Below are 26,576 nucleotides of genomic sequence, written 5' to 3'. Positions count from 1 at the left end.
CTTACTCCCTTATCCAGATCAGAAATTCATGGGCAACGGCGATTGAACAACCGATAGGCCAGCCATAACGGCACGACCATCCATGCCCCCAGGCACAGCCAAAGCAATGGCCCCGAGACCGGCAAGTCGCTTCCGAGCGTCAGCACGGCGGCACCGCTGGGGGCGGAGTCGAACCCGGACAGATTGATCAGCCGATACACATCAGTCGGATTGAACAGCAGCAGCCACGGCAGCAAGTCCGGGCTGAAGCGCCCTTCGCTCAACACCAGGAGCGCCAGCAACACCAGGTCGAATACCAGCACGAAGAAAAACCACACCCCCAGCGCCAGGCCGGCCGCAGTGGACTTTTCCGCGGAAAGGCAACTCAACACATAGGCCAGCCCCAGGAAAACCCAGCCCAGCAGCGTGCTGGACAACATGAAGCGGCCAAACGCCCAGAGCAGCAGGCTCAGCTCCACATCGTCCACCAGCAGGGCGATGGCGAGCATCGCGCAGCCGAAGCCAATCAACGTCGCCAGCGTCAGGATCAAACCATGCCCCACGAACTTGCCCAACAGCAGTTGGCCGCGTCCCAACGGGTAAGTCAGCAACAACAGCAAGGTCCCGCTTTCGTCCTCGCCGACTATCGCGTCATACGCCAACAGCAACGCAATCAGCGGCATCAGGAACGTCGCCAGGCTGGACAGGCTCGCCACTGTTGCCGGTACCGAGGTAAAACCCACTTGACCGGACGCCGCCGCCCCCAGCCAGGCGATACCGATGGCCAGGACCGCGAACAGCAGGCTGATCGCCAACAACCAACGGTTGCGCAGGCCATCGCTGAACTCCTTGCGCGCCATGCTCCAGATCGGGTTCATTGACTGGCCTCCTCGGCTGCCGCGCGGTTCATGAAGTGACGGTACAGATCCTCCAGGGATGGCGGCTTGACTTCGACATCCGTCGGGTTGTGTTGCGCCAGCAACTGACGCAGCAAGGCCAGCTTGCTGCCGTCCGGCGCGGACACCTGCAATCCCTCGGCTCCCCACCCTTGGGTGACATGCCCCTCGCTGCGCCAGTGCTGTTGCAGCTGGCTGGCCCGTGCCAGGCCCGACGCACGAATCACGGTCGGCAGACCCGCGTCCTTGCGCAGCCGCGCCAGGCTGCCCAGGGCCAGGAGACGTCCCCGGGTCAGGATCGCCGCACGGTTGATGTGCGCCTCGACGCCCGGCAAGACATGGGAGCAGAGAATGATGCTGGTGCCCTGCCAGCGCAGACGATCGAGCAACTGATAGAGATCCTGGGTAGCGATAGGGTCCAGGCCCACGGTGGGTTCGTCCAGCAGCAACAGGCGCGGTTGGCCGAGCAAGGCCTGGGCCAGGCCCAGCCGCTGGCGCATGCCCTTGGAATAGGTCCGCACCCTTCGCCGTGCCGCCTCCGTCAGGCCCACTTCTTCCAGCAGACGCTCCACCTGTTCCGGCGCGGCGCCCTTGAGCCGGGCGAAATGGCGCAAGGTTTCCAGCCCGCTCAGTTGCGGATAGAACATGACATTCTCCGGCAGGTAGCCGAGCAGCCGTCGCACATCAGGGTCACTGAGCTCGCGACCGAACACTCGCACCCGCCCTTCGCTGGGTCGCAGCAAACCGAGGATCAACTTCATGGTGGTGGTCTTGCCGGCACCGTTGTGCCCGAACAGGCCGAGCACTTCGCCCTGGGCCAGGTTCAGATTCAGCCCGCGCAACACGGCAACCTCACCATAGTGCTGGCTGACGTCTTCGATCTCGACGACGTTCAAGGCGCATCCTCCTCGGTTCTGTTGGGTTGCGGGACGAGGATCGGTGCCTCCATCAACGGATGGCTGTCCATCACCCCGGGGGATTTCGTCACCGGGAATGCCCGCTGTACCCAACGCAGCAGTTCGACCCCCGGGCTGTTCATCAGCAACCGTACCTGGGGGTACAGCCACAGCAGGCGGTCGACGTTGTCATTCGGCTCGTAGGCCACGTCCCCCAGGCCGTCGCCGTTGCGGTCCCAACCCAGGTAATCGCTCCAGTAATTGCCGCGTCCGTCCGCCGACCATTCCTGCAAGCGGGTGGCGACGTACTTGACCTGGCGCTGGTTGTGCACGAAGGCATTGTTGGCGATGCGGTTGTCCTCCGAACCGGCGGTCAGGTGGATGCCCACGGCGCTGCGCTCGAAATGATTGCCTTCGATGCGGTTGAACAGGGAGTTATAGATAAACAGGGCCTTGCCTTCGGCCCCGGCGATCATGGTGTCGCCAGTGGACCCGTCGCGCACGTCGGTGACGACGTTGTCGCGCAGGGTCGAATAAGTGATGTAGTTCATCAGGATCCCGTAGTTCTGGTCCTGTTCAGAGCGGTTGCCGATGACGGTCAGTTGACGGCTTTGCATCAAGGCATAGCCGGTACGGGTGCGACGGGTAACGTTGTCCAGCAGGCGGTTATCGTTGGCGAACATGTAATGCACGCCGTAGCGCAGGTCCTCCAGGACGTTGCCCTGGAGCAGGTTGCCATTGGAGGTATCGATGTAGATCCCGTCGCGGGTATCGCGCACCTTGTTGCCGATGACCCGGGCACCGTGAACTGCATACAAATGGATGCCGTTGCCCCGGTCCTGGGAGCGCAGGCTCGGATCGCCCTGGATGCGGTTGTCGATCAGGCTGACGTCCCGCGTGCCGTCGACCCAGATGCCGAAGCCCTGGCCCTGCATGCGGTTTCCCTGGATCACCGTTCGTTGGGCAACAGGCTGGATGAACACGGCGGCATCCATCGCCGTCAGGTCGTGGCCCCAGTTCACGAACGTGCACCCGCGAATCTGTACATCCGGCGCACGGATGATCAGCGCATTCCCCTCACCCAGGCCCTTGAACACAGCGTCCGGCGCACAGGTGAGGGTCATGGGTTGATCGACGCTGAACGATCCCTGGTACTGGCCCGCCGGCAGGTGCCATTGCCGGTCGCCCTCAGCCTGCAAGGGCAGATCGGTGACCGGTTGCGGCGCGGCGAACGCGCCACCCGATAACAGGCAGAGCGCCAGCGCGATGGCCGGTTGGCAAGCGAGGCCCTTGGGTGGCTGCTGTCTTCCGGCCATTGAGCTGTTCCTCTCGATCAGCCGACTCAGGCCTTTTCAACCAGCATGCGCCCGACCATTTCCATGTGCAGGGCGTGGCAGAACCAACTGCAGTAGTACCAATGCAGGCCCGCCTTGTCGGCGGTAAAGGTGATGGATGAGGTCTGCTGCGGGCTGATCTCCATGCCCACGCCGTGGTTGGTCATGACGAAACCGTGGGTGACGTCCTCAATCTGGTCGATGTTGGTGATCGTCACGGTAACCTCGTTGCCTTGCTTGACGGTGAACTCCGTCAGGCCATAGGCCGGCGCCATCGACGTCATGTACACCCGCACCTGGTTGCCGTCGCGGATGACCTTGTTGTCGGTTTCCAGGTTGATACCGTCCTTCTTGGCCAGCGCGACCGTGTCGGCAAAGAACGGATCGTTGCGGTTCCAGATTTTCTGGGTCTTGATCTGGTCGCGCCGGGCGAGGATGCAGTCGTGGGGTTCGGCGAACGCCGGGCCGTCGTGGACCAGCTTCATTTCATCGCCGGAAATGTCGATCAACTGGTCGTTCTCCGGGTGCAATGGCCCAGTGGGCAGGAAGCGGTCCTTGGAAAACTTGCACAGCACCACCAGCCACTTGCCGTCCGCCTCGCTGGTTTCGGTCAGGGACGCGTGGTTGTGGCCGGGTTGGTACTGCACGTCAAGCTTCTGCTTGATGTAATTGACCTTCTCGCCCTTGTAGGCGCGGATGGCCTCGTCCATGTTCCACTTCACCACCTGGCTGTCGATGAACAGCGTGGTATACGCATTACCACGTCCGTCGAAGGTGGTGTGCAACGGCCCCAGGCCCAGCTCCGGCTCCGCCACGATCACTTCCCGTGGGTCTTTGTAGCGGTCGTTGAACAGGTCATCCAGGCGGTCGATGGCGATCATCGACACCGTGGGCGACAGTTTGCCGTTGGCGATGAAATATTTGCCGTCGGGTGAGGTGTTGAGCCCGTGAGGGTTCTTCGGCACCGGGATATAGCGCGTAAATTCGGAATCCTTGCCATCGGTTTTACGACCGTCCACCACGGGCACCTTGGAGCCGTCCAGGGTGATGAACTTGCCGGCCTTGATCGCCGCCTCGATGCGCGGGATGTTGAACACCACTACCCAGTCGCGCTCGTTACGCATCATGCCGCCCAGGTCGTAGGCCTTCTCGGAGTTGTAGCAGGTGCTGGCGGCATATTTGCCGGTGTAGTCGGCGTCGGAGTTGTCCAGGTTGCCGTCAACGATGACCTGGAACGCCATCTCCATTTTCTCGGCGTCGACGGCGTTAAACATCGTGAAGCTGTTCTTGTCTTGAAGGTCGAACGTATGCCCATCGTTGGGATGCGGGATCACGAACTCGGCGTTGGCGAACACGTACTTCGTGTGGGGGACTTTTTGCAGGCGCAGACCGTGGATGGCCTGCACATTGGGCACGGTCAGGATCTTGTCGCACTTCATGATGTCCAGGCGAATGCGCGCGATCCGGGAGTTGGCCTTGTCATTGATGAACAGGTATTTGCCGTCGTACTTCCCGTCGGTCATGGAAATATGCGGGTGATGGCAGTCACCGTTTCGATACTTGGCGCTGTCGCCCAGGATGCGTTTGCTTTCGTTGGTCAGGCCCCAACCGGTAGCCGAGTCGACGTTGAAAACCGGGATGCGCATCAACTCGCGCATGGACGGCACCCCCAGCACCCGTACCTCGCCCTGGTGACCGCCACTCCAGAATCCATAGTATTCGTCCAGCTCGCCAGGGGCGACGTGAATCTTGGACTTGGCTTCCTTGGCCGCCGCGGCCCATGACTCACGGGTGAAGGTCCCGGCGCCCAGCGCCGAGGCACCGGCCAGCACCGCGCCGGTGACCGCTCCTGTGCCGAGAAAACTGCGCCGGCTCACGCCCCGCGGCTCCTCCACCACGTCTGACGGGTGTTTTGTTTTGTCGCTCATGCTGTGTGCTCCATCAAGAGTGAAACGGTCAAGGGACAGGCCAGTCGGGTGCTCAGGGCGCCGGCGTCACCTGCACCACGGGAATCAGTTGCGGATCGGTCACGGTCGACTTGCCACGCTTCCTGCGCTTGTTGATCAGCGGCGGGCATTTGTTTTCGTTGTGCCAGGTCATCTGGCAGTCGAGACAGTAATGACATTCGTTGGCATTGATCCGGCCATCGGGATGAATCGCCTGGATCTCGCATTCGTTGGCACAGAGCTGACAGGGGTTGCCGCACTCCTTGCGACGTTTGAGCCAGTCGAACAGCCGCAATCGGGTCGGCATAGCCAGGGCGGCGCCCAGCGGGCAGACGTAGCGGCAGTACACTTTGCGGGTGAACAGGTTGATCAACAGCAAGCCTGCCGCATACGCCACGAACCACCATTGGCGATCGAACCGCAGGGTGATGGCGGTCTTGAACGGTTCGACTTCGGCCAGGCGTTCGGCGGTGGCCATCGACTCCAGCGAGACGCCGAACAGCACCAGCAAGATGATGTACTTGATCGCCCACAGCCGTTCGTGGACGGCGAAGGGCAGCTCGTATTGAGGCACCTTGAGCTTGCGCGCCAATTCGTTGATCAGTTCCTGCAGGGCACCGAACGGGCACAGCCAGCCGCAGAACACCCCGCGGCCCCAGAGCAGGATACTGGCGGCGGTGAACACCCAGAGAATGAAAATCAGCGGATCAGTGAGGAACAGCTCCCAGCGAAAGCCTTCGAACAAGGAGTGGACGAAGGTGAGCACATTGACCACCGACAGCTGGGCCAGGGCGAAGCCTCCGAGAAACACCACCGTAAACACCAGGTAACCGCGCCGGACCCAATGCAACAGCGTCGGCCGACGGGCCAGTGCGTCCTGGAAGAACAGGATGGTGGTGAGCACTAGAAGGGCCAGTCCCAGTACAACGATTTCGAAGCCTTTCTGATACCAGAGTGTCAGCCCCAGGGGCCGACTGGCTTCTTCGGCCGCCGCCAGTTGCTCGGCCGTAGGCAGCGGACGCTCAAGGTAGGGTTCGGGCAACTGATAAGGCAGTTCGAAGCTGCTGAAGATGCCGCTGACCGGACCGGTTTGACGGCGTACCAGCAGTTCCAGGCTCCAGGGCGAACCGGGGTCGAAGCGGTGTGAAGCGCGGACGATGAAAATCGCCATTTCATCAAACGCCGGCATGTCGGCGGCGGCCACGTCATCCAGGCGCTGGAAGTCCAGGTCGCGGAAGCTGATGGTGTCGCCGAACTGGCGCAACGACACCCGATCGAAAATACCGCCGCGCACATAGCCCGAGCCCTTGAAGGAGTAGCGTCCGCTGCCCATCACGGCGATGGCCTGCTCGCCAGGCTTGAGCTCGGCCATCAGCGTGCGGTACTGCGCATCGCCCAGCAGGTTGCGGCCGATGGTAGGCGGGTTCAGGTGAGTGACGTACAGATCGATGAAGGTATCGTCAGCCTGTCCGACACCGGCGGCCTCGACCTGCTCGGCCTCGGTCCCCTTGAAGGAAGCGTCTACCTGGGCACGGGTCAAATGCAGCCGGCGCACTGCGCCATTGCCGGCCAGGGTGCTCCAGTCTGCCGGCTCGTAGAGGTTGTCACGGACGCGGGCCGGCGCCACGGCCAAACCGGCGTCACCTTTGACCAGGCCCAGGGAAACCGCGACATCATGGGCGGCGCGCATGATGATCTCGTTGACCACCATTGCCGTCACGGTGGCGCCGGCAATCGCGTCAACCGTTACCGCATTCGGATCGTTGGAACGCCCTACCACTACACGCTGATTGACCTTGACGCCGCTGTAACGCGCACTGAAAGCGTGGAGTTTTGCCTCGGCAATTCCGATCAGCAGGATCGGCTCATGGTGCTCCAGTACATAGGCATCGAGAATCACACCCGCAGGATCGAGGATCACCTGGACGTTGATCGGCTTGCCCGAGTAAGCCGGGATGTCCACCACATCCAGGCTCTGGAACACGTAGCCCAGGACCTTGTTCGCAGCGGACAGCGTACGCACCTTGAAAGGACCTTCAGGCTCGGAAATCGAGTCGGTCCGATCCAGTACATGGTGGATGCGCTGCAGCTGGATATCACCGTAATCCCTGGCCTGGGCGATACCCATGGTCATGCAGAGGAAAAGCAGGAGGAATGTTCCAGGGAGCCAGACGCGGCGAGGGTACAGCCTGACAAAAAGGGGGGTCATGGACGCCAAGGCTCGAAGGCAGGATCTTGGCGACGATGGTAAGGGCCTGTCCTATCCTCGGCCCTTGATTGAAATCAACTTGGCCCGCTGGGACAGACCTGAGCTGGAAAACATCCACAAACCCATGGCGAAAGAACCTGCTCCTTCGCCACAAGTGCGGTGTTCAGGCCTCAACGCAAACCATAGGAATAAATGCCCTCATCTCTACTGTCATACCAATTGCCTTTGGCCCAGATCACGCGATCCTCGGTCGGTTGGAAACCAAGGATACCCAGATAACCGTCGATGGCGAGGCGTTGCCAGGAACGTCCCCAATCCTTGGAATAAAACACCCCATCCGCGGAAATGCTCGCGTCGGACCACCAGTAGAGCCAACGCGGTGGCCGGTGTTCGCTGCTGGTGTTGATCAGCAGACTGTTCTGCCCCAGATGGAAATGCCCCTCTCGCAGCCGGGTATCCGATGCCAGCGGTCCGAATACGCTGGGAAGATCACCCAAGGGATGCCAGGTCAGTGCACTGGTATCCAGTTCGGCGACTGCATCCTGCCCATGGTCGCTCTGGTCGATAAGACCCACCACCCGCCCCGAGCTGTTGTGCGCCAGCGCATCGATGAACAGGTTGTCGTCACGCTGCACATCCACGACTTGCCAGCGTCCCGCCTTGCGTAGCAACTGGGCCCGGGTCGTGACGTTGAACGCAATATTGTCGCCTTCACCGTCGGGATCGCTTCCCCAGAAACGTTGGGACACCCAGATGTACGCCCGCTGCGCATCCATTTGGATGACATGGGTGCGCGTCTCGCCATAAGTGCCGTCGCCAGTGCGCCATTGCGTAACGTCGGGGCGCTTGACCTGCACGTACTCGGCGCTCACCAGCAACGACTCCGCCGCGACGATCGGCGTGCTGCTCATACCCCGGTCTGCAGAATAGAAAACTCCGGTGGAAATAGCCCCGGGGGTATCTTCGCCGCTCTCGTTGTCGATGCCGCTCGGCTTGCCCCAGGCCCAGACTTCATCGGCGCCATGGAAATAGGGCTCAAGATTCCAGGCCAGTTGATCGGCCCCGGGAAACCAGCCGTTGACCAGCCAGGTCCAGCGTTTGCCCTGATCATCACTGCGAAAAACCACCGTCTGGCCCACGCCATCGGGGGCAGCGGTTTCCGGCCGGTCGAGCCCGGTGAGCAGGAACACGCTGGCCCCGTCCGGACTGGCGACCAGGCAGGCCGCGGCGCTGACATGGGCCACGAGCTGGAACCGCCCCTGGGCATCAAGTCGCGAGATGAATGACGTCTCCTTCCCTCCGCCGGAAAGAAGGCTGGCGAAGGCACCGGAATCTTCCGGCTCCAGGTCTTCATCCCGCTTGCCATAGGCCACTGTATCCAGGTTTACGCTATCGGCAGAGCCTTCGAGTTGCCCGGCCTCCCCTTCCATGCGTGCCACCAGCCAAGTCCCTTGCGGAGTCACGACCACTCCCGTGCAATACTGGGTTGCTGCCCGTTGCCGGGTGTCCTGCACGGTACCTATCTGCTGTTGATCGGGACTGGCACCGCCCCACTCCAGCTTGGCACGGGCAATCATCCACATGTACCACAGACCGGCGCCGACTATCAGCGCGACAAACAGCGTAGAGAGAAGCTTTGATCGAGGCATGAAAGATCCATATCCATGGGAAAACTGAGAAGCTTTTCTCATTTCTTTCAGCGCTAGTAAATTTTTATTGCACCAAAACGGCTGAATCAGGTCGCATGATTTTTATTGCTGTGAATCAAGTGGCATTCTTTCGAGCGCACCCTCAAAAGTCAGGGTGCGCACTGAACCACAAGGGATTGAACACCTGATGCCCCCACGCACCAGCCTGGCTAACTCTGCCCCGCGACTCGAGAACAGTGGTTTCGTCCGGGTGCGTGGTGCCCGCGAACACAACCTCAAGAACGTTGACGTCGACATTCCGCGCGATGCCCTGGTGGTGTTTACCGGTGTGTCGGGGTCTGGAAAATCGTCGCTGGCCTTCTCGACACTCTACGCCGAGGCCCAGCGTCGCTACTTCGAATCGGTCGCGCCGTATGCGCGGCGCCTGATCGATCAGGTCGGCGTGCCGGACGTGGGCAGCATCGAAGGGCTGCCGCCGGCGGTGGCTTTGCAGCAGCAACGCGGTACGCCCAGCGCGCGATCCTCGGTGGGCAGCGTCACCACCTTGTCGAGTCTGATCCGCATGCTGTACTCCCGCGCCGGCAGCTACCCGGCGGACCAGCCGATGCTCTATGCCGAGGACTTCTCGCCCAATACGCCACAAGGCGCGTGTACGCAGTGCCATGGCCTGGGGCGGGTCTACGAAGTGACCGAGGACTCCATGGTGCCGGACCCTTCGCTGACCATCCGCGAGCGCGCCGTCGCGGCCTGGCCGATGGCCTGGCAGGGCCAGAACCTGCGGGATATCCTGGTGACGCTGGGCTATGACGTTGATATCCCGTGGCGCGACCTGCCGAAACAGCAGCGCGACTGGATCCTCTTCACCGACGAAACCCCCACCGTCCCTGTGTACGCCGGGCTCACGCCGGCCCAGACCCGCGCCGCCCTCAAGCGCAAACTCGAACCCAGTTACCAGGGCACCTTCAGTGGCGCCCGGCGCTACCTGCTGCATACCTTCATGCATTCGCAAAGCGCGCAGATGCGCAAACGCGTGGCGCAGTACATGCGCGCCAGCGCCTGCCCCGAATGCGCAGGCAAACGCCTCAAGCGCCAGGCGCTGACCGTGACGTTTGCCGGTCTGGACATCGCCGAGCTGTCGCACCTTACCTTGCTGGAACTGGCCGATGTGCTCAAGGACGTCACAGCTGCGGATTATCTGAAGCAACCCGAAGAATCGACCGAAGTCCTCACCCACCGGCAAACCAGAGAGGCCCGCGAGCAACGTGCCGCCAGGGGCGACAATCCCCACGCGGGCGGGCCGGATGCGCGCCATACGCCCAACCTGTCCCTGGAAAAGCGCTTGGCCGCGCAGCGCATTGCCGCCGAGTTGCTGGAGCGGATCGTCACCCTGATCGACCTCGGCCTGGGTTACCTGGCCCTGGAGCGCAGCACGCCGACGCTGTCCTCTGGCGAGTTGCAACGCTTGCGCCTGGCAACCCAGCTCAACTCCCAGCTGTTCGGGGTGATCTATGTGCTGGACGAGCCCTCCGCCGGCCTGCACCCTGCCGACAGCGAAGCCCTGTTCGACGCCCTGCAACGCCTCAAGGCCGCAGGCAATTCGGTGTTCGTGGTCGAGCACGACCTGGACACCATGCGCCGCGCCGACTGGCTGATCGACGTAGGCCCGGAGGCCGGTGAACAGGGTGGCCAGATTCTCTACAGCGGCCCGCCTGGCGGTCTGGCCCAGGTGCCGGAATCGCGAACGCGCACTTATCTCTTTGCCGAACAGACCCTTGCCCCGCGCAGTCCGCGAACGCCAACCGGCTGGCTGCGCCTGGAAGGCATCACCCGCAACAATCTCGACAATCTGAGCGCGGCCTTTCCCCTCGGTTGCTTCACAGCCGTGACCGGCATCTCCGGCTCCGGTAAATCCAGCCTGGTCAGCCAAGCCCTGCTGGACCTGGTGGGCACCCACCTGGGCCTGGCCAGCCACGACATCGAACCGGATGAGACAAGCCTGGAAGACGAACCCGAGCAAACCAGCGGCGGACGTGTCACCGCCGGGCTCGACGCCATCAAGCGCCTGGTCCGGGTGGACCAGAAACCCATCGGTCGCACGCCGCGCTCCAACCTCGCCACCTACACCGGATTGTTCGACCACGTGCGCAAGTTGTTTGCCGCCACGGAACAGGCCCGTGAACTGGGATTCGATGCCGGGAGGTTCTCTTTCAACGTCGCCAAGGGCCGCTGCGAAACCTGTGAAGGCGAAGGCTTCGTCAGTGTCGAGTTGTTGTTCATGCCCAGCGTGTATGCCCCCTGCCCGACCTGCCACGGCGCTCGCTACAACCCGCAGACGCTGACCGTGAACTGGCAGGGATTGAACATCGCGCAGGTGTTGCAATTGACTGTCAACCAGGCACTCGAAGCATTTGCCGGGCAAGCCGCGCCAAGGCGCGCGCTACAGGTGCTGCAGGATATCGGCCTCGGCTATCTGCGCCTGGGTCAACCCGCCACGGAGCTATCCGGCGGTGAGGCACAACGCATCAAGCTGGCAACGGAACTGCAGCGTAAAGCCAGAGGAGCCACGTTGTACGTACTGGATGAACCGACCAATGGCTTGCACCCCCAGGATGTGGATCGACTGCTCGTGCAATTGAATCGCCTGGTGGATGACGGTCACACGGTAGTTGTGGTGGAGCACGATATGCGGGTAGCGGCGCAGAGCGACTGGGTCATCGATATCGGCCCGGGAGCGGGCTCCCAGGGGGGAAAAGTGGTGGTTTGCGGAACGCCAGGCCACGTGGCCGACTGTGCGCAGAGTCGAACTGCAGGGTTCCTGAAAAGCGCGTTTCAGCCTCAATGGTAAAGCTTTCTCAATGTCACTGGCCGGATCGGAAAAGTTGTCTATACTGCCTTCCAGTTAATCGTTTCAGTACGTGTAGTTTAACTAGCGGTCTCGCAGCTCATGTTGTGAGGCCGTATCTGCCAGGAGGCACAATGACATTAATCCGCGGTTCAAAACAGCAACATCCCGGGGTGCCGGAACAGCATGATCACCCCTTGGCAATCCCTCTGATGAGCGCGGAGATCCTTCTCGCCCCGAGCGCCTTCATAGCGCCGAACACCCTCCAAAGCCAGCTCACTTCCATTTGGCGACTCTAAAGGTATAGCGCCTGACCAAGTCAAAGTCTTACATTCAAATTGTCGAGCTCGCTCATTATGCTCAAGCCCATTTCAAGCCATCTGTTCAATTTGATCCAAGAGGTGGAAAACAATATCTCAGGCGTGAGCGAAGAGGAGTACACCGAGATACTCGGCTGGATATTCTCCAGACTGGGAATCGAAAAATTCGCCTACGTCCATCTTGAGCCCACACCGTTCAACAACTCGAAGATTTCCATCTACAGCAACTACCCATCCGAATGGGTGGACACCTACCGCAAGAACTCACTCTACAAATCAGACCCGGTCATGGCCAACACCGCCATCACCGCGACTCCTTTTTTCTGGAATGAAATACCGGCGGAAATCGACAACAATCCCGAGATATTCGACCAGTCAGCCTCCTATGGCATCAAACAGGGTTACACCGTCCCCATCCATGAGCCCGGTCGAGCATTCGGTTCCCTTCACCTGTCTTCAGAAGAGAATGACCCCGACTTTCCCATCATCGTCCGCTCGAATCTGTTCATCATCAAAACCCTCAGCGTCATCGCCAATCAATATCGCCCCATGGAAACCACCATTGAAAGCAACTTGAAACTATCCCCCAGAGAAATAGAATTCCTGCGCTGGCTCGCGTTGGGAAAAAACTATAAGGAGATAGGCTTGATCATGAATATTACCGAACGAACGGTAAAGTTTCACGCCAAGCAGATGACCGAAAAGATGGACTGCACCAATGTCAAGCAAGCAATGATCAAGGCAGTACAGTTAAACTTCGTTTGACCCCTTCCCTTCATCTACTCGCGATTGCAGGCGACGGTCCTATGGGGACCCGACGCCATGCCCGACGTTACCGCAAATGCCCGCATTCAGGCGAATACAACCTGCGAGGCGATGTTGAAAAGCATGCCGCATGCGAATAAGCCAATCACCAACGAAATGGCCCGACTCAAAAACCGGCCGGAAACAATAGTGTGGAGTTTACGTCCACAGAATGCCCCGATGGCGATCCAGGCCAGCCCGACCGGAAATATTACAGCTGTGAACAGCATCATGAATGGCAGGTAGTTGCTCAGCGATAAAAACGTTCCGGGTGGCGCAACAAAGGAAACGAAGAACAATCCTTTCGGATTGGTCAGCGTCGCCACAAACAGGTCAGGCACACTGATACCCGCCGAGTTACCAGGGAGATGGTCTTTTACCGAGAACCATAGCTTCAGGGAAATATAAAATAAAAAGCACACGGCAAAAAACTTGGTCACAATGACTACCCAGGAATGTTCAGTCATCAGAAGATCAATGGATACTCCCCACATCGTCATCTGAATGACATAAGCCAGCCACTCTGCCACGACATACCTCATGGAGCGAGCATTCAGCCCTCTCTTTATTCCGGTTTGCAGCAGCAGTGAGTTTGTCGGTCCCGGAACCAGCAGCACAGTCATCAGTGAAAGCGCAATATAAGACATAAGGTCATCCATGCCAGGAGCCACGATGGCTCATCTTTTCAGGTTCGGACTGGTCTGCTCGTACAACATCAACTTTTTAGTTGTATGACATCAGACCAACTCTTCCACAGTTAGAGCAGTTACACTAAAGCCACGACGACACTCTCGGTGCTTTTCGCCCCCGGCTCATACAGTCGTTTAAACTTCCACGCCTGGGCTCACCCCTGCTTTTCTAAAAAACTTCCACACCTTTATTACAGCCAGGTTACTTACCTCGACCCAGGTGTCAATTTTTCGACCCACCCATTATCAGGACGTTATCGCCGCTTAAGCCGGCCGTCAAAAAACACGCAGTCGTCGACTATCAGAAACCGCCATACTTTTACCTGTAAGCGCCATCTACCGCCGACTTCAAGTCGGTACTTTTTTGGACTCCAGACGATACTAAAACACCCTCCTGGCGCACTCTCCACGAATACGATTCAGCGCACTGATCGGGCAACTAATTAGACTATACACTCTACTAAACCCCACCCTGTACTTTAGGACAGTTGAAATGATTTAGTGCAAAGTTAACAGTAGCCTCATCCACAACCAAGAAACGTCATTCATGAACTACTCCTCCTGTATTCATCACTTTTTCGGCGTATCTACCTGCATTGCATCTTACTCGAAAATCCCAACCCAAACGTTGCAACAGATACTTGCAATTCGGAAAACAGCCTTCATCGATAGAAAGAAATGGGACATTGCAAGTTATCAAGGCAGCGATTACGAACGGGATGAATATGACGATCCTGATGCAGTTTACATTTATGCTCAGACCCAAGGGCGGGTCTCCGGTTGTGTGCGTTTACGCGCCTCCAACAAACCAACCCTCATGAGCGGCGCTTTAAGTTTCATCCTTCCCGCCGACAACATCAGGCCTCACTCTCACACTTGTTGGGAAGCTACCAGATTTGCACTTTCGGCAGATAAGACCTTAGCCGGAGAAGTCACCCAGGCCAACATAGACGCTCGCACGGCGGCACTTTTCCTGTCAATGATAAAGTTTGCCCAACTGCAAAATATAGACACCTATGAAATCGTCGTTGACACCATGATGGAGAAAATCCTCAAACGATCCGGGTGGACAGTCGACAGACACAACACCGCGCTGGGTTCAAAGGGAGAAACCATCATCTACGGCACACTCCCATGCACGCCTGACACTTACAACGAAGTGCTCAACAAGAATGCCGTCCAGACCATCACCGCCTACGAACAATTCTTTATGACCAACCGTTCGTCAGACATATCCCATCAACCCTTTGATATCGACCAAACACACATCGACCGAAATATTCCAGCAAGAAAACAGATGCACACTGAGTTGCATCTATAACACCAAGACTCTGGCATGAAATTGGAGAAAGGATGAACCTACAACGACTATTCCCACATGTTGGCAAAGTGATTGCCAGTACTGGAAGCCGCAACTTTCCTCGTTTGTTGCACGACCTGATACTTACCGAAATACCTGTCGATGCAACGCATATTACCGAGCAAAGAATAGGATCGAGCCAACTCTCTGAACCCAGCACTTCCAGCATCGGTGGTGTTGGTATGGACAGTGCCTGCATCGACGCTGTCATGGATGCGCATACCGCAAAGCCTTTTTTCCTCGCCGAGGATATTTTTTTCGAGGATTCGACCCCACAAAAGGTCCCCAATTTTTCCCGCTGCCTGCTCAATCGCGAACAATCGGAAAGCCCCTCCAGTCACAACACCACCACTCAATTGCACCTGGCCACACGTAAAAACGGCATTCGTTATGTCCTTTCCGTATACCGCTCACCTTTTTCCAGCGGATTCACGGCACAGGAACATGCCCTGCTGAAAGATTTTTCCTGCCTTCTTTTACCCATGGTCGAAGAGCATGTTGCCGCCATGGTGCCAGCGGAGGTCAGCCGACAGGACGCTTGCCTGCCGTTGGAAGGCTCGGAAAACGGCGGGATGGAGGCATTGCGCCAGAGATTTGCCGACCGGCTGGCTTTATCCGGGTTGAGCTTGTCCTCCCGTGAAACCGAAGTGTGTGTAGGCTTGCTGGCCGGACGCACGGCCCCGGAACTGGCCGAGCAACTCAACCTGAAAGTCAACACCGTCGAAAGTTATCTGAAGCGTGCTGCCATAAAAATGGGCATTGGTGGACGCCGCTCGCTCATCCGCTGGATGCACTCGATGGATGCCACACCATCGGCCATCGAGTGGAATGGTATTTCCGCAATTCGCCAAGCCGTATAGAACGTTCCCCCCAACCTTTGCTCGGTCATCTCAATCGAGCGGGTGTTGGGGGATGATTCATGCCCGGGTATTCTGACCCTCCATTCTTTCCCCGGTCGATCTGCGCGTGCGCAGCTTCAGCCACTCCAATACATCGTCGACATACGTAAAAATCACCGGCACCACCAACAGACTCAGCAGGGTTGAAGTCAGCAAGCCTCCCATGACCACCACGGCCATCGGCTGCCTGAAGCTGGGGTCTTCACCCATGCCCAAGGCAGTGGGCAACATGCCTGCACCCATTGCGATGGTGGTCATCAGAATGGGGCGGGCACGCTTGTGACAGGCATCCACCAACGCGTCATATCGACCCAGGCCATAATCGCGGCGAGCCATGATGGCGTACTCCACCAACAGGATGGAGTTCTTGGTCACGATGCCCATCAACATCAGCAAACCGATGACCGATGGCAGGGAAAAGCTGAAATTGCACACCAACAACGCCACCAGCGCTCCGCCCAAGGAAAGCGGGAGCGCCGAAAGAATCGTGGCCGGCTGCAGGAAATCGTGGAACAGCAACACCAGGACCGAGTAGATACAGAACACACCGATGGCCATGGCCAGGCTGAAGCTGCCGAACAATTCAGTCATCAGCTGCAACTCGCCTTGCTCCACCCTTTTTACCTCAGGTGGAAGATTGCGCATTGCCGGTAGCTGGCTGGCCTCGGCCATGACTTCACCCAGGTTGCGTCCGTTGAGTTCAATGGACAGGGTGATATTGCGCAAGCGATCGAGCCGACTGATCTGCGCCGGCCCGCTGCCCATGCTGATGTCTCCCAACGAGGACAAGGTGACCTGACCATCGCGGCCGGTCACCCGTAGCTGGTTGATGCTCTGCAGATCATCGCGCAGCAGCGAATCCATCCGCACCCGCACATCGACCTGGCGCTGCGACAAATTGATTTTCCCCAGCTGCGAGGAATATTCGCCGTAGGTCGCCATGCGCAACGTATCGGCGATCTCCTGGCTGGTGATCCCCAGCTCCGCCGCGCGGGCGAAGTCCGGGCGCATCTGGATTTCCGGGCGTTGCAGGGCGCTGCTGGAGGTGACGTTGCCGATCCCGTGCAGCTCGCGCAGTTGCGGTTCCAGCGCACTTGCCGTGCGCTCCAACAGGTCGCCGTCGTCGCTGGCCAGGACGATATTGAGTTTCTCGCCGCTCCCGTCGCCCCCGACATTGATACGCACCCCGGGCAGTGTACGCAGCGCCTCGCGCATCTGGGCTTCGACTTGCACCAGTTTGAGGTCGCGCTGGTTCCGATCCACCAGATCCACGGTCAGGATGGCATCGCCGGCGCCGGTTATATCGGCCGGCCCGGCCCCCGAGCTGCTGGCCGTCCCCACCGAAATGAACACATGCTTGACCTGGGGCATCTCGCTCAGCCTTTCGCTGGCCTGCAATGCCATCCCGGTGGTCTGCTCCAGCGTCGTGCCGGGAGGCAATTCCAGGGTTATCCGGCTGCGACCGACGTCCTGGGCCGGCAGGAAACTCGTGGGCAACAAAGGCACCAGTGCGAGGGCTCCGATGAAAAACAGGCTGGCCAGGACCATCGTGGTTTTGCGGCGGGACAGGCTGGCATGGATCCAGCCCAGGTAGCGAGTCATCAACGGGCCGTCGTGTGCGGTATCGGTCTTGGCCTTGAGGAAATAGGCCGCCATCATCGGGGTCAGTACCCGGGCCACCAGCAACGAAAACAGCAACGCCACCGAAGCAGTCACGCCGAACTGGCGAAACAGTTTTCCAGCCACGCCGCCCATGAACGCCGTGGGCAGAAAGACCGCGACCAGGGTGGCCGTCGTGGCGAGCACCGCCAGGCCGATCTCATCCGCTGCTTCGGTAGCCGCCTGAAGCGGCGTCTTGCCCATGCGCAAGTGCCGGGCAATGTTCTCGATTTCGACGATGGCATCGTCCACCAACACACCGATGACCAACGCCAGGGCCAGCAGGGAAACGGCGTTGAGCGTGAACCCGGCCAGGTACATCACGCCAAAGGTGGGGATGATCGACAACGGCAGCGCCGTGGCGACGATCAGCGTGGCGCGCCAGTCCCGCAGGAACCACCAGACCACCAGCACCGCCAGCAGCATGCCTTCGTACAGCAGGTTCATCGAGTCGTGGTAATTGGCAAGCACGGCCTTGACCGTATCGCTGGCCTCGTCGATACGCACATTGGGATGCTGCTGCACAAACTCGGTCATGCGCTTGCGCACGTCGTTGGCCACACCGATATCGGAGAACCCCAGTGACCGGGTGATCTGGAAGCCGATCACCGGCTTGCCATCGCGAAAAGCCCGGCTGCTGCGCTCGGCGTGGGTGTCGCGAATGTCCGCCAGTTGGTTCAATGCCAGCAGGCGCCCATCGCCACTGGGAATATCGATGGTGCCAAGGACAGCCGGATCATCGATGGCTCCCAGGGTGCGCACGGCCTGCTGGCCGCTACCCAGATTGCCCTGACCGCCGGAATTGTCTTTCTGCATTGCCCGCAGTTGCGCAGCGACATCCGCGACACGGATGCCCAACCCGGCCATCAAGGCCGGATCGAGATTGACCTGGACCTCCCGATCAACCCCGCCGATACGTGAGATCAGCGCCACGCCGGGCACCGACAGCAACTGTTTGCTCAGCTCGTTATCGACAAACCACGACAGTGCTTCCTCATCCAGGGCATCAGAAGCGATGACATAGGTCAGCAGCGGCGATGCACTGGTGGTCAACCGCGACACCGAGGGCGTATCCAGGCTGGCCGGCAGTTGCGGCATGGCGCTGTCGACCGCATTGCGCACTTCGTTAAGCGCCTCGTTGCCGTCCTTGTCGATGTCGAAACTGACACTGATGCTGACGGCGCCGTCGGTGATCACCGTCGTCACATGCTTGAGCAAGCGCAGGGACGTGAGCTTGTCCTCGATCTTGCGCGCCACCTCGGTTTCCAGCTGTTCGGGAGCGGCACCCTCCAGTGACGCGCTGATCACCACCACCGGCAGGTCCATGTCCGGGAAATCCTGGATGGCAAGCTTGCCGAAACCCAGCAGGCCGAAGAGCGTGAGCAGAATGAACAGCATCACCGCCGGGACCGGATAACGAATCGACAACGCCGAAATATTCATGGCTGGGCGACCTGGGATTGTACGAGGGTCACACTCGCACCGTCATTGAGGAAGGCGCCACCGGCGCGCACGATACGGGCCCCCTGATCATCCAGGCCGCTGAGGATCTCCACCGCCTCATGCATCCGCCGGCCCACCAGCACCGGTCGCTGGACCACGTGCATGTCGTCGTTGAGGGTAAACACATAAGAGCGGCCATCACGCAGGATCACCGCCGTGTCCGGTACCGTGAGCGCTTCGCGGGGCGCCAGTTCGATCTGGCCACTGGCATACATGCCGGCCTGGGCGGGGCTGCCGGTAGGCAGGGAGATATACACCAGGGCCCGGCTGGTCTTGGTATTCAATGTGGGCGACACCAGCCGCACCCGCCCTTCCAGGCTCTGCCCGCCAGGCAACGTCAGTCGGGCAACCTGGCCGACCTGGACCTGGGCCAGCTGACGGGCGTCCAGCTCGGCCTGCCATTCGATGCGACCGTCGCGCACCAGGCGAAACAGCTCGTCGCCGGCGGACAGCACTTTGCCGAGCAGCGCCGTGCGCGCGGAGATGATGCCGTCATCCACCGCCACGATTCGGGTCTGCCGAAGCCTGATCCGGGTGCTCTGCAATTCCGCCCGGGCTCCGGCCAGGTCGGCCTCGGCCAACGCGACCTTGATGCGATAGTCTTCGCGCTGCTGCTCCGACAAGGCGCCGCCCTGGCCGACAACCCGGGCACGACGGTCGTTGGAACGGGCCTGTTCCAGGTTGGCCACCGCTTGGGCGACCAGAGCCTTTTGCTTGCTTTCCTCGGCGAGCACCGTGTCAGAGGCCAGCGTCGCCAGCAGTTGCCCCTTCTTTACCCGACTGCCCACGTCGACTTCCAGGCTGGCAATGCGCAGGCCGCTGGTTTCGGCATTGATGACCGCTTCCTGCCAGGGTGCAAGTGCACCGTTGGCGAACAACAGTTGCGGCCAGAGCTGGGGCCGGGCCTGGACAACCTCCACGCTCAGGCTGCTGATACTGGAAGCAGCCGCGACCGGCTCAGCGCCACGACGAAACGTCATCAGGATCGCCACGACCGCGACCACCGCGATGGTCAGCAGGATTTTTCGCAACGTCGGCCTCACACGCCCTCTCCATTCGATGTCGGGTGCCGAGCCAGCGGCTGGCCGGTTTGCCATCCGCCGCCCAATGCCTTGTACAGGGCGATCCAGTAGCGAACCTGATCCTGTTGCAAGGTGATCAATTCGATTTCCGCCGTCAGCGCCTGGCGGCGGGCGGTTTCCCGGTCCAGCAGACTGACGCTGCCAGCCTGCCAATTGCGGTCGATGGCCTCGAACGACTCACGAAAGCCAGCGGTGGAACGCTCGACATCGGACTCCCGTCGCCGTGCCGCATCAAGGCGCACCAAGGCCTGTTCGACCTCCATGACACTGGTGCGCAGCGTCTGGCGATAAACCGCGAGGGCCGCATCGTAGGAAGCCTTGGCACCGTCCACCGCCGCGCGACGTTTGCCGCCGTCAAACAGCGGGACCGACAACACCGGGCCCAGTGACCAAGAGCGATTGTGCTGCCCTACCGTATTGCCTACCGAAAATGTGCCGGACAGGCTCAGACTCGGCAGCCGGTCGGCCTGGGCCACGCCGATCTCGGCATTCGCCGCCGCCAGCTCCCGTTCGCTGGAGGCTACATCCGGGCGCTGGCGCAGCATGTCGGCAGGAATCTGCTGCACGTTGAGTCCGGCAGGCTCCGGCAGTTGCGCCGGGGTCTTGCCGAGCACGCCGATCAATCGCTCTTCGTCGCCCCCGGTCAACGCCACCAGACTCTTGAGCAGGACCTCGCATTCACTTTGCTGCTGGACCAGAGCTGCCGCGCTGCTGGCGGCGCTGGCATCGGCCAGGGCGGCGTCGGCGGACGATGTGAAGCCGGCACCGAACGACTGGCGCGTGATACGCGCCGTGTCCTGCTGCGATTGGGCCTGATCCCGGTAAGCCAGCACCAGTTTCTGGCAGCCACGGTACTGCACGTAGTAGTCGCCCACCTGTGCCGCCAGGGAAACTCGCGCGTCATGCCAGTCATCCACTCGCGCCTCGACCCGTGAACGGGCCGCTTCGTTATTGCGACGCAGCTTGCCGAACAGGTCGATCTCCCACGCCGCGTCCAGCGCAGCGGAAGAACCTGAGCCGCCCAGGCGCTGGCTCCCTGTCTGTTGGCCGCCACGCCCCTTGGATAACTGGCCGTCGATCCTGGGCATGGCATCGGCTGCATCGCTGTCTGCAGTTGCCCGTGCCAATGCGATATTGGCCCACGCCTGATCCATCGACGGACTGTCGGCTTCGGCCAGGCGCAGCAGCTCGGCCAACGCCGGGTCGTCGAACTGCTGCCACCAGTCGGCCAAGGCGGCCACCGACGCACCATGGGGCAAGGGAGCCTGCCACTTGGCCGCTACCGGGACGGCCGGTACCCGATAGTCCGGCCCCAACACGCAACCGCTCAGGACCGCACACAGTGTCGCCAGCAGTAGGTTTGCCCGGGGCTTGAAGACATGCATAGGTTTTTTTGGAGGCCTGGCAAAGGTGAACGAACCGTTCGGAGACGCGGCAGATTTGATTCGGTTATTTAACCTCGGAGCCGGTTTTGTGTCTGGCGTGGGAAACGGGGACAGGTGCCGGCAAGAAAGTTCGCGATAAGTGCGGAGGCCTGCTGAAATGGCCCGGACTTGCGAATACCACCCCCTGTGGGAGCGAGCCTGCTCGCGATAGCGGCGGTACATGCACCCTCGATGCGACTGCCCTACCGCTATCGCGAGCAGGCTCGCTCCCACAGGGTCTTGCGCAGAACCTACGGGTGTCCTGCGCCCCTCCCTTTCCATAGCCAACGGATGATCGAACATGGAAGCACTCAGTTATCTCGAAAATGTCGAGTCGAATGCGCGAACCTATGCGCAGACTTTCCAGCGGCTATTTGTCAGCGGCAAGGGGATGCGGATCAAGGACGCCAGCGGCCAGGAGTTTCTCGATTGCCTGTCTAACGCCGGGACCCTGGCCCTGGGACACAATCCGCCGGAAGTCCGGGATGCGGTGATGACGTTTCTCGCTGGCGATCATCTGCAGCAGGCCCTCGACCTGGCGACACCGGCCAAGCATGCCTTCGTCCAGGAGCTGTTCTCCACGCTGCCGGCGAACATGCGCGAGACCAGCAAGGTCCTGTTCTGCGGGCCCAGCGGCTCGGATGCGGTCGAGGCCGCCATCAAGCTGGCGCGCCACTACACCCGGCGCTCGCCGCTGATGGCTTTTCACGGTGGCTATCACGGAATGACCGCCGGGGCGCTGTCGGCGATGGGTAAGCTATCGCCGAAGACCGGTGACGGTCTTATCGCCCAGGGCACGCACTTCCTGCCGTTCCCCTATCGCTTCCGTTGCCCCTTCGGCACCGATGGCGAACACACCGATCAGTTGTCCATCGACTATATCCGTACCGTGCTGTCGGACCCTGAGGGAGGCGTTGCCAAACCGGCGGCGGTGATCGTCGAGGTGGTGCAAGGCGAAGGCGGTTGCATCCCGGCCTCGGCCAACTGGCTGCGGGCACTGCGGGAAATCACCCTGGAGCAGGAGATCCTGTTGATCGTCGACGAAGTCCAGACCGGCCTGGGTCGCACCGGCAGTACCTTTGCCATCGAACACGCGGGTATCGTGCCGGACATCCTGGTGCTGTCAAAAGCCATCGGCGGCGGCTATCCCCTGGCGGTCGTTGTCTATGCCGAACACCTGGACACCTGGGGGCCGGGGATGCATGCAGGGACTTTCCGCGGCAACCAGGTGGCGATGGTCGCCGGGGCTGCGACCATGCGTCAGATCAGGAAAGACAACCTGGTTGCCAACGCCGCCCGGATGGGCGAACGACTGGAAAACGGCCTGCAGGATATCGCGCAGCGGTTTTCTTTCATCGGCGATATCCGCGGACGCGGCTTGATGATCGGGGTGGAAATCACCCAACCGACCACCACCCAACGCGCTGGCCAGGCCGACGGCGCCCTGGCGCACGCCATCAAGCTCAAGTGCTTCGACAATGGCCTGATGATGGAGACCGGCGGACGCCACGGCGCGGTACTCAGGTTCCTGCCGCCCCTGACCATCACCGAGGGTGAAGTCGACATGGTCCTTGACCGGTTTGAACAGTCACTCGGAAAAATCGTCGAAACATGCCCCTATGCGGCACGCGAAACAGTCTGAAAAACCACCCTTTGCAGCACGCTAGCACCCGCCCCCCTTTGTGGGAGCGGGCTTGCTCGCGAAGGCGTCGGCATATCCAACATCAGTGCACGCTGACCCACCGCTATCGCGAGCAGGCTCGCTCCCACACTTGATCTGTGTCGACCGCCATATCCGCAACACCCCATTCCCCTCTGTGGGAGCGAGCCTGCTCGCGATGGCGTCAGGTCAGTCAGCATCGAAGTTGGATGCACCACCGCTATCGCGAGCAGGCTCGCTCCCACAGAGGACAGTGATGCTGGCCCCGAATACCTCAATCACGCGCCAAGGCATTGATCGGATCAAGCCGTGCCGCATTGCGTGCAGGTACGAAACCGAACACGATGCCTATGAGTGTCGAACAGACGACCGCGGTGATGATCGATCCCATCGAGAACACCATTTGCCATTCCTTGACGAAGATCGAAAAGACATAGCCGATGCTGAACGACAATCCGATGCCAATCGTGCCCCCCAGCAGGCAGACCATCACCGCCTCCACGAGAAACTGCTGGCGTATATCGGACTGACGCGCGCCCACTGCCATGCGGATGCCGATTTCACGGGTTCGTTCGGTCACCGAAACCAGCATGATATTCATCACGCCGATCCCCCCGACTACCAGTGAGATGACCGCGATGAGCGAGAGCAGCAGTGCCAGCGACTGACTGGTCTTCTGCACCGTCTGCATCACGCTGTCGAGGTTGTAGGTGAAGAAGTCCTTGATGCCATGACGCTGCGTCAGCAGCTTGACCACGTTGTCCTCCACCAGTTTGCTCGGTTGCCCGTCCTTTATCCGCACTGTGATGCTGTCCAGGAAACGCTGGCCCAGCAAGCGTCCCGCCGCCGTTTCATAGGGCATCCAGATGTTCAGGTTCTTGCTGGCATTGAACACGCTCTTGCGGTCCTCGGTCACGCCGATGACAGTGCAAGGCAGGTTGTCGACAAGAATCACCTTGCCCAGCGGGTCCGTGTGCGAACCGAACAGTCGCTGGCTGGTGTTATGGTCGATCACCACCACTTGCGACTGCCGCCGGGAGTCGTCCTTGTTGAACGCTACGCCCGAGCCGATCTTGATCCCGCGAACCTGGAAGTAACTCTCGCTCACACCATTGACGGTCGCATTGACGTCGATGTTCTGGTAACGCAACAGCAGGTTGCGCCCCAGGTTCGGGGTGGCACTGTCGATGTAGTACAGGTCGCTCAGGGCCGTGACGTCGGAGAGCACCAACGTTTCGATTGCCGTCGAGCGGCTGTCGCCCCAGTCGGCCCCGGGCATGATCTCGATGGTATTGCTGCCGATCGCTTCGATGTCTTTCAAGACATATTGCTTGACCCCTTCACCGATGGCGACGATCGATACCACCGAAGTGATGCCGATAATGATGCCCAGCATCGTCAGCAGCGTTCGCATCCGGTGCGAGATCAGCGCGACCCAGGCCATGTTGAACGCTTCGCTGAACAGCCCGAAACTGGCGAGCAGTCGGTTCGACGGCTTGACCTTGGCCGGTGGAGTGCCCTGTGGCGGCTGATCTTCCATTGATCGCCGTGGATTGGCCCTGTCGCTGACAATCTCGCCGTCGCGGATCTCGATGATGCGTTGGGCGTAGGCCGCCACTTTCTCATCGTGGGTCACGATGATCACCGTGTGCCCCGCCGCGTTGAGCTCCAGCAGGATCTTCATCACCTCTTTGCCGCTGGCGGTGTCCAGCGCACCGGTGGGTTCGTCGGCGAGGATGATCTCGCCTCCGTTCATCAAGGCCCGGGCAATACTCACCCGCTGTTGCTGCCCGCCGGAGAGCTGGCTGGGTCGATTGGCCAGGTGCCCGGTCAGCCCCAGGCGACCCAGCAACTCCCCGGCACGGTTGTGCCGTTGCGACTCGGCGGCGCCGGCATAGATAGCCGGCATCTCGACGTTGTGCAAGGCACTCAAGTGGGGCAACAGGTGATAGCGCTGAAAAATGAAACCAAAGTGATCGCGACGCAGCTCCGCCAACTCATGGTCGTCCATCGAGCCGGTTTCGCGCCCATCCACTTTGTAGCTGCCGGAACTCGGATGATCGAGGCAACCGAGCACATTCATCAGGGTGGATTTGCCGGAGCCGGACGCTCCCGTGATCGCCACGATTTCCCCGGCATTGATCGTCAGGTTGATGTCCTTGAGCGCGATGAACGCCTTTTCGCCCGCTTGAAAACTACGGGTGATCCCTTCGAGTTCCAACAGTGGTCGCGTCATGGTCAGGCTCCTGCCACGGCTGGGGTCGGCTCACCGATGACGACCTTGTCACCTTCTGCCAGGCCATCCTTGATTTCAGCCCTGACGTTGTTGTTGATACCCGTCTGGACGTTGCGCGGCTGGGCCTTGCCTTCCGCGTCCAGTACACGGACCACGTAGCTGCCATCCTGGTTCTTCGCACCCAGGGCCGCGACCGGAACGGTCAGCACCGCTTTGGCCTTGTCCAGGACGATACGGACCTGGGCCGTCATCGAGATACGCAGGCGATGATCGGGGTTCGGCACGTCGAACAGGCTGTTGTAGAACACCGCGGTGTTCTGCTTGGGCGTCCCGGCGTTCTGCGTCTCCAGGAAGTTCTGCGGTGCCGGCTCAGTGCCGCGCAGCGTGGCGTAGTAGCGCTTTTCCGCCTCACCGAGGATGGTGAAATACACTTCTTGCCCGGGCACGATGTGAATCACGTCGGCCTCGGATACCTGGGCCTTGACGGTCATGGTGTCCAGGTCGGCCAGTTTCAGCAGCACCGGCGCCAGTTGTTCGGCGATCACGGTCTGGCCTTCCTGGGTCACGATCCCCACCACATAGCCGTCGATAGGCGCGACGATGTGGGTATAGGCCAGGTTGACCCGGGCCGTTTCCACCTGGATCTGCGCGTCCTTGATCTGTGCATCGAGGGACAGCAGGTTGGCAGCCTCCACCTTGTAGTTCGATTCGGCGGTCTCGAATTCCTGCTTGGAAATCGCGTCGTCCGGTTGCAGCACCTTGTAGCGATCGTAGGTGGCTTTCGCGTCCTTGAGTTGTGCCGCGGTGGCTTGCCGCTTTGCCTTCAGGTTTTCTTCGTTGACCAGGGCCTGGCGCAAGGCGTTCTGCGCCAGCAGCGGGTCGATTTCCGCCAGCCACTGGCCCTTCTTCACCTTGTCGCCCAACTTGACCTTGAGCGACTTCAATTGCCCGGACACCTGGGCACCGACATCAACCTGCTTGACGCCCTGGAGCGTCCCGGTGGCCAGCACCGCGTTTTCGATGTCTGTGCGCTCGACCGTAGCGGTCAGGTACTCCGGCGGTTTCCCCGGCGACTGAGCGCTGTAGAAAACCAGGCCGGTCACTACGACCAGGACAAGCACGATAGCGATTTTGCGAAACTTAGACTTTTCCATAAATAACCATGAGTGCGTTGAGTTCAGGCCCGGCC

At 60.4% G+C, this 26,576-nt stretch carries 17 protein-coding genes; 5 read left to right on the top strand and 12 right to left on the bottom strand.

Going from position 1 to position 26,576, the window contains the following annotated elements:
• Positions 1-26 precede the first annotated feature (26 nt).
• From AD665_RS04955 to AD665_RS04930, 6 genes are all read right to left on the bottom strand, one after another.
• Positions 27-857, bottom strand: coding sequence for an ABC transporter permease (locus AD665_RS04955; RefSeq protein ID WP_053191182.1), 831 nt, complete (start codon positions 855-857; stop codon positions 27-29).
• On the bottom strand, positions 854-1,771 hold the full coding sequence (locus AD665_RS04950; protein WP_053191179.1) for an ABC transporter ATP-binding protein: 918 nt from the start codon (positions 1,769-1,771) through the stop codon (positions 854-856). The genes AD665_RS04955 and AD665_RS04950 overlap by 4 nt, the downstream gene beginning before the upstream one ends.
• On the bottom strand, positions 1,768-3,087 hold the full coding sequence (locus tag AD665_RS04945; RefSeq protein WP_053191177.1) for a nitrous oxide reductase family maturation protein NosD: 1,320 nt from the start codon (positions 3,085-3,087) through the stop codon (positions 1,768-1,770). Before AD665_RS04945 ends, AD665_RS04950 begins: the two co-directional genes overlap by 4 nt.
• A 26-nt stretch (positions 3,088-3,113) precedes the next feature.
• Positions 3,114-5,033, bottom strand: coding sequence for a TAT-dependent nitrous-oxide reductase (gene nosZ / locus AD665_RS04940; protein ID WP_053191176.1), 1,920 nt, complete (start codon positions 5,031-5,033; stop codon positions 3,114-3,116).
• A 52-nt stretch (positions 5,034-5,085) separates the two neighbouring features.
• Positions 5,086-7,260, bottom strand: coding sequence for a transcriptional regulator NosR (gene nosR, locus AD665_RS04935; protein ID WP_053191175.1), 2,175 nt, complete (start codon positions 7,258-7,260; stop codon positions 5,086-5,088).
• A 170-nt stretch (positions 7,261-7,430) separates the two neighbouring features.
• Complete coding sequence (locus AD665_RS04930; RefSeq protein WP_053191173.1) at positions 7,431-8,909, bottom strand: hypothetical protein; 1,479 nt, start codon at positions 8,907-8,909, stop codon at positions 7,431-7,433.
• 187 nt (positions 8,910-9,096) lie between these two features.
• On the opposite strand from AD665_RS04930, the gene AD665_RS04925 reads away from it, so the two are divergent.
• Both AD665_RS04925 and AD665_RS04920 read left to right on the top strand, forming a co-directional pair.
• The gene (locus AD665_RS04925) at positions 9,097-11,754 is read left to right on the top strand and encodes an excinuclease ABC subunit UvrA (protein ID WP_053191170.1); all 2,658 of its coding nucleotides are present in this window, start codon (positions 9,097-9,099) and stop codon (positions 11,752-11,754) included.
• 353 nt (positions 11,755-12,107) lie between these two features.
• Positions 12,108-12,836 (top strand): LuxR family transcriptional regulator, encoded by a 729-nt coding sequence (locus AD665_RS04920; protein ID WP_024779118.1) that lies wholly within the window; start codon positions 12,108-12,110, stop codon positions 12,834-12,836.
• An 86-nt stretch (positions 12,837-12,922) separates the two neighbouring features.
• On the opposite strand, the gene AD665_RS04915 is transcribed toward AD665_RS04920, so the two are convergent.
• Positions 12,923-13,522 carry a LysE family translocator gene (locus tag AD665_RS04915; protein ID WP_053191168.1) on the bottom strand — a complete coding sequence of 200 codons (600 nt, stop codon included), beginning with the start codon at positions 13,520-13,522 and terminating at the stop codon, positions 12,923-12,925.
• Between the two features lie 589 nt (positions 13,523-14,111).
• Between AD665_RS04915 and AD665_RS04910 the strand changes: the two genes are divergently transcribed.
• Both AD665_RS04910 and AD665_RS04905 read left to right on the top strand, forming a co-directional pair.
• Complete coding sequence (locus AD665_RS04910) at positions 14,112-14,885, top strand: acyl-homoserine-lactone synthase (protein ID WP_024779116.1); 774 nt, start codon at positions 14,112-14,114, stop codon at positions 14,883-14,885.
• Between the two features lie 32 nt (positions 14,886-14,917).
• Entirely contained in the window at positions 14,918-15,784 is an 867-nt protein-coding gene (locus AD665_RS04905) for a helix-turn-helix domain-containing protein (protein WP_024779115.1), read from the top strand.
• A 57-nt stretch (positions 15,785-15,841) separates the two neighbouring features.
• Here AD665_RS04905 and AD665_RS04900 read toward each other — a convergent pair whose 3' ends face one another.
• Genes AD665_RS04900 through AD665_RS04890 form a run of 3 tightly spaced genes read right to left on the bottom strand, consistent with a single transcriptional unit; the run spans position 15,842 to position 21,452 of the window.
• Positions 15,842-18,925, bottom strand: coding sequence for an efflux RND transporter permease subunit (locus tag AD665_RS04900; protein WP_053191166.1), 3,084 nt, complete (start codon positions 18,923-18,925; stop codon positions 15,842-15,844).
• On the bottom strand, positions 18,922-20,016 hold the full coding sequence (locus AD665_RS04895) for an efflux RND transporter periplasmic adaptor subunit (protein WP_122319464.1): 1,095 nt from the start codon (positions 20,014-20,016) through the stop codon (positions 18,922-18,924). Before AD665_RS04895 ends, AD665_RS04900 begins: the two co-directional genes overlap by 4 nt.
• Before the next feature lie 8 nt (positions 20,017-20,024).
• Entirely contained in the window at positions 20,025-21,452 is a 1,428-nt protein-coding gene (locus tag AD665_RS04890; RefSeq protein WP_024779112.1) for an efflux transporter outer membrane subunit, read from the bottom strand.
• 340 nt (positions 21,453-21,792) lie between these two features.
• Between AD665_RS04890 and AD665_RS04885 the strand changes: the two genes are divergently transcribed.
• Positions 21,793-23,133: a diaminobutyrate--2-oxoglutarate transaminase family protein gene (locus tag AD665_RS04885; RefSeq protein WP_053191164.1), complete on the top strand. Its 1,341-nt coding sequence runs from the start codon at positions 21,793-21,795 to the stop codon at positions 23,131-23,133.
• Between the two features lie 292 nt (positions 23,134-23,425).
• Here the strand turns inward: AD665_RS04885 and AD665_RS04880 are convergent, their stop codons facing one another.
• Both AD665_RS04880 and macA read right to left on the bottom strand, forming a co-directional pair.
• Positions 23,426-25,387 (bottom strand): MacB family efflux pump subunit, encoded by a 1,962-nt coding sequence (locus tag AD665_RS04880; protein WP_053191162.1) that lies wholly within the window; start codon positions 25,385-25,387, stop codon positions 23,426-23,428.
• Between the two features lie 2 nt (positions 25,388-25,389).
• Complete coding sequence (gene macA, locus AD665_RS04875; protein WP_024779109.1) at positions 25,390-26,541, bottom strand: macrolide transporter subunit MacA; 1,152 nt, start codon at positions 26,539-26,541, stop codon at positions 25,390-25,392.
• Positions 26,542-26,576 lie beyond the last annotated feature (35 nt).

This window comes from Pseudomonas corrugata (genome assembly GCF_001269905.1).
Taxonomy (GTDB): Bacteria; Pseudomonadota; Gammaproteobacteria; order Pseudomonadales; family Pseudomonadaceae; genus Aquipseudomonas; species Aquipseudomonas corrugata.
This window is presented reverse-complemented; position numbering and strand designations above follow the sequence as displayed.

Bases quoted from the DNA above. Each gene is read 5' to 3' on its own strand.
- AD665_RS04945 (WP_053191177.1), bottom strand. From the start codon at position 3,087: ATGGCCGGAAGACAGCAGCCACCCAAGGGCCTCGCTTGCCAACCGGCC.
- AD665_RS04930 (WP_053191173.1), bottom strand. From the start codon at position 8,909: ATGCCTCGATCAAAGCTTCTCTCTACGCTGTTTGTCGCGCTGATAGTC.
- AD665_RS04910 (WP_024779116.1), top strand. From the start codon at position 14,112: ATGAACTACTCCTCCTGTATTCATCACTTTTTCGGCGTATCTACCTGC.
- macA (WP_024779109.1), bottom strand. From the start codon at position 26,541: ATGGAAAAGTCTAAGTTTCGCAAAATCGCTATCGTGCTTGTCCTGGTC.
- AD665_RS04885 (WP_053191164.1), top strand. From the start codon at position 21,793: ATGGAAGCACTCAGTTATCTCGAAAATGTCGAGTCGAATGCGCGAACC.
- nosR (WP_053191175.1), bottom strand. From the start codon at position 7,260: ATGACCCCCCTTTTTGTCAGGCTGTACCCTCGCCGCGTCTGGCTCCCT.
- AD665_RS04890 (WP_024779112.1), bottom strand. From the start codon at position 21,452: ATGCATGTCTTCAAGCCCCGGGCAAACCTACTGCTGGCGACACTGTGT.
- AD665_RS04880 (WP_053191162.1), bottom strand. From the start codon at position 25,387: ATGACGCGACCACTGTTGGAACTCGAAGGGATCACCCGTAGTTTTCAA.
- AD665_RS04955 (WP_053191182.1), bottom strand. From the start codon at position 857: ATGAACCCGATCTGGAGCATGGCGCGCAAGGAGTTCAGCGATGGCCTG.
- AD665_RS04915 (WP_053191168.1), bottom strand. From the start codon at position 13,522: ATGTCTTATATTGCGCTTTCACTGATGACTGTGCTGCTGGTTCCGGGA.
- AD665_RS04905 (WP_024779115.1), top strand. From the start codon at position 14,918: ATGAACCTACAACGACTATTCCCACATGTTGGCAAAGTGATTGCCAGT.
- nosZ (WP_053191176.1), bottom strand. From the start codon at position 5,033: ATGAGCGACAAAACAAAACACCCGTCAGACGTGGTGGAGGAGCCGCGG.
- AD665_RS04900 (WP_053191166.1), bottom strand. From the start codon at position 18,925: ATGAATATTTCGGCGTTGTCGATTCGTTATCCGGTCCCGGCGGTGATG.
- AD665_RS04920 (WP_024779118.1), top strand. From the start codon at position 12,108: ATGCTCAAGCCCATTTCAAGCCATCTGTTCAATTTGATCCAAGAGGTG.
- AD665_RS04925 (WP_053191170.1), top strand. From the start codon at position 9,097: ATGCCCCCACGCACCAGCCTGGCTAACTCTGCCCCGCGACTCGAGAAC.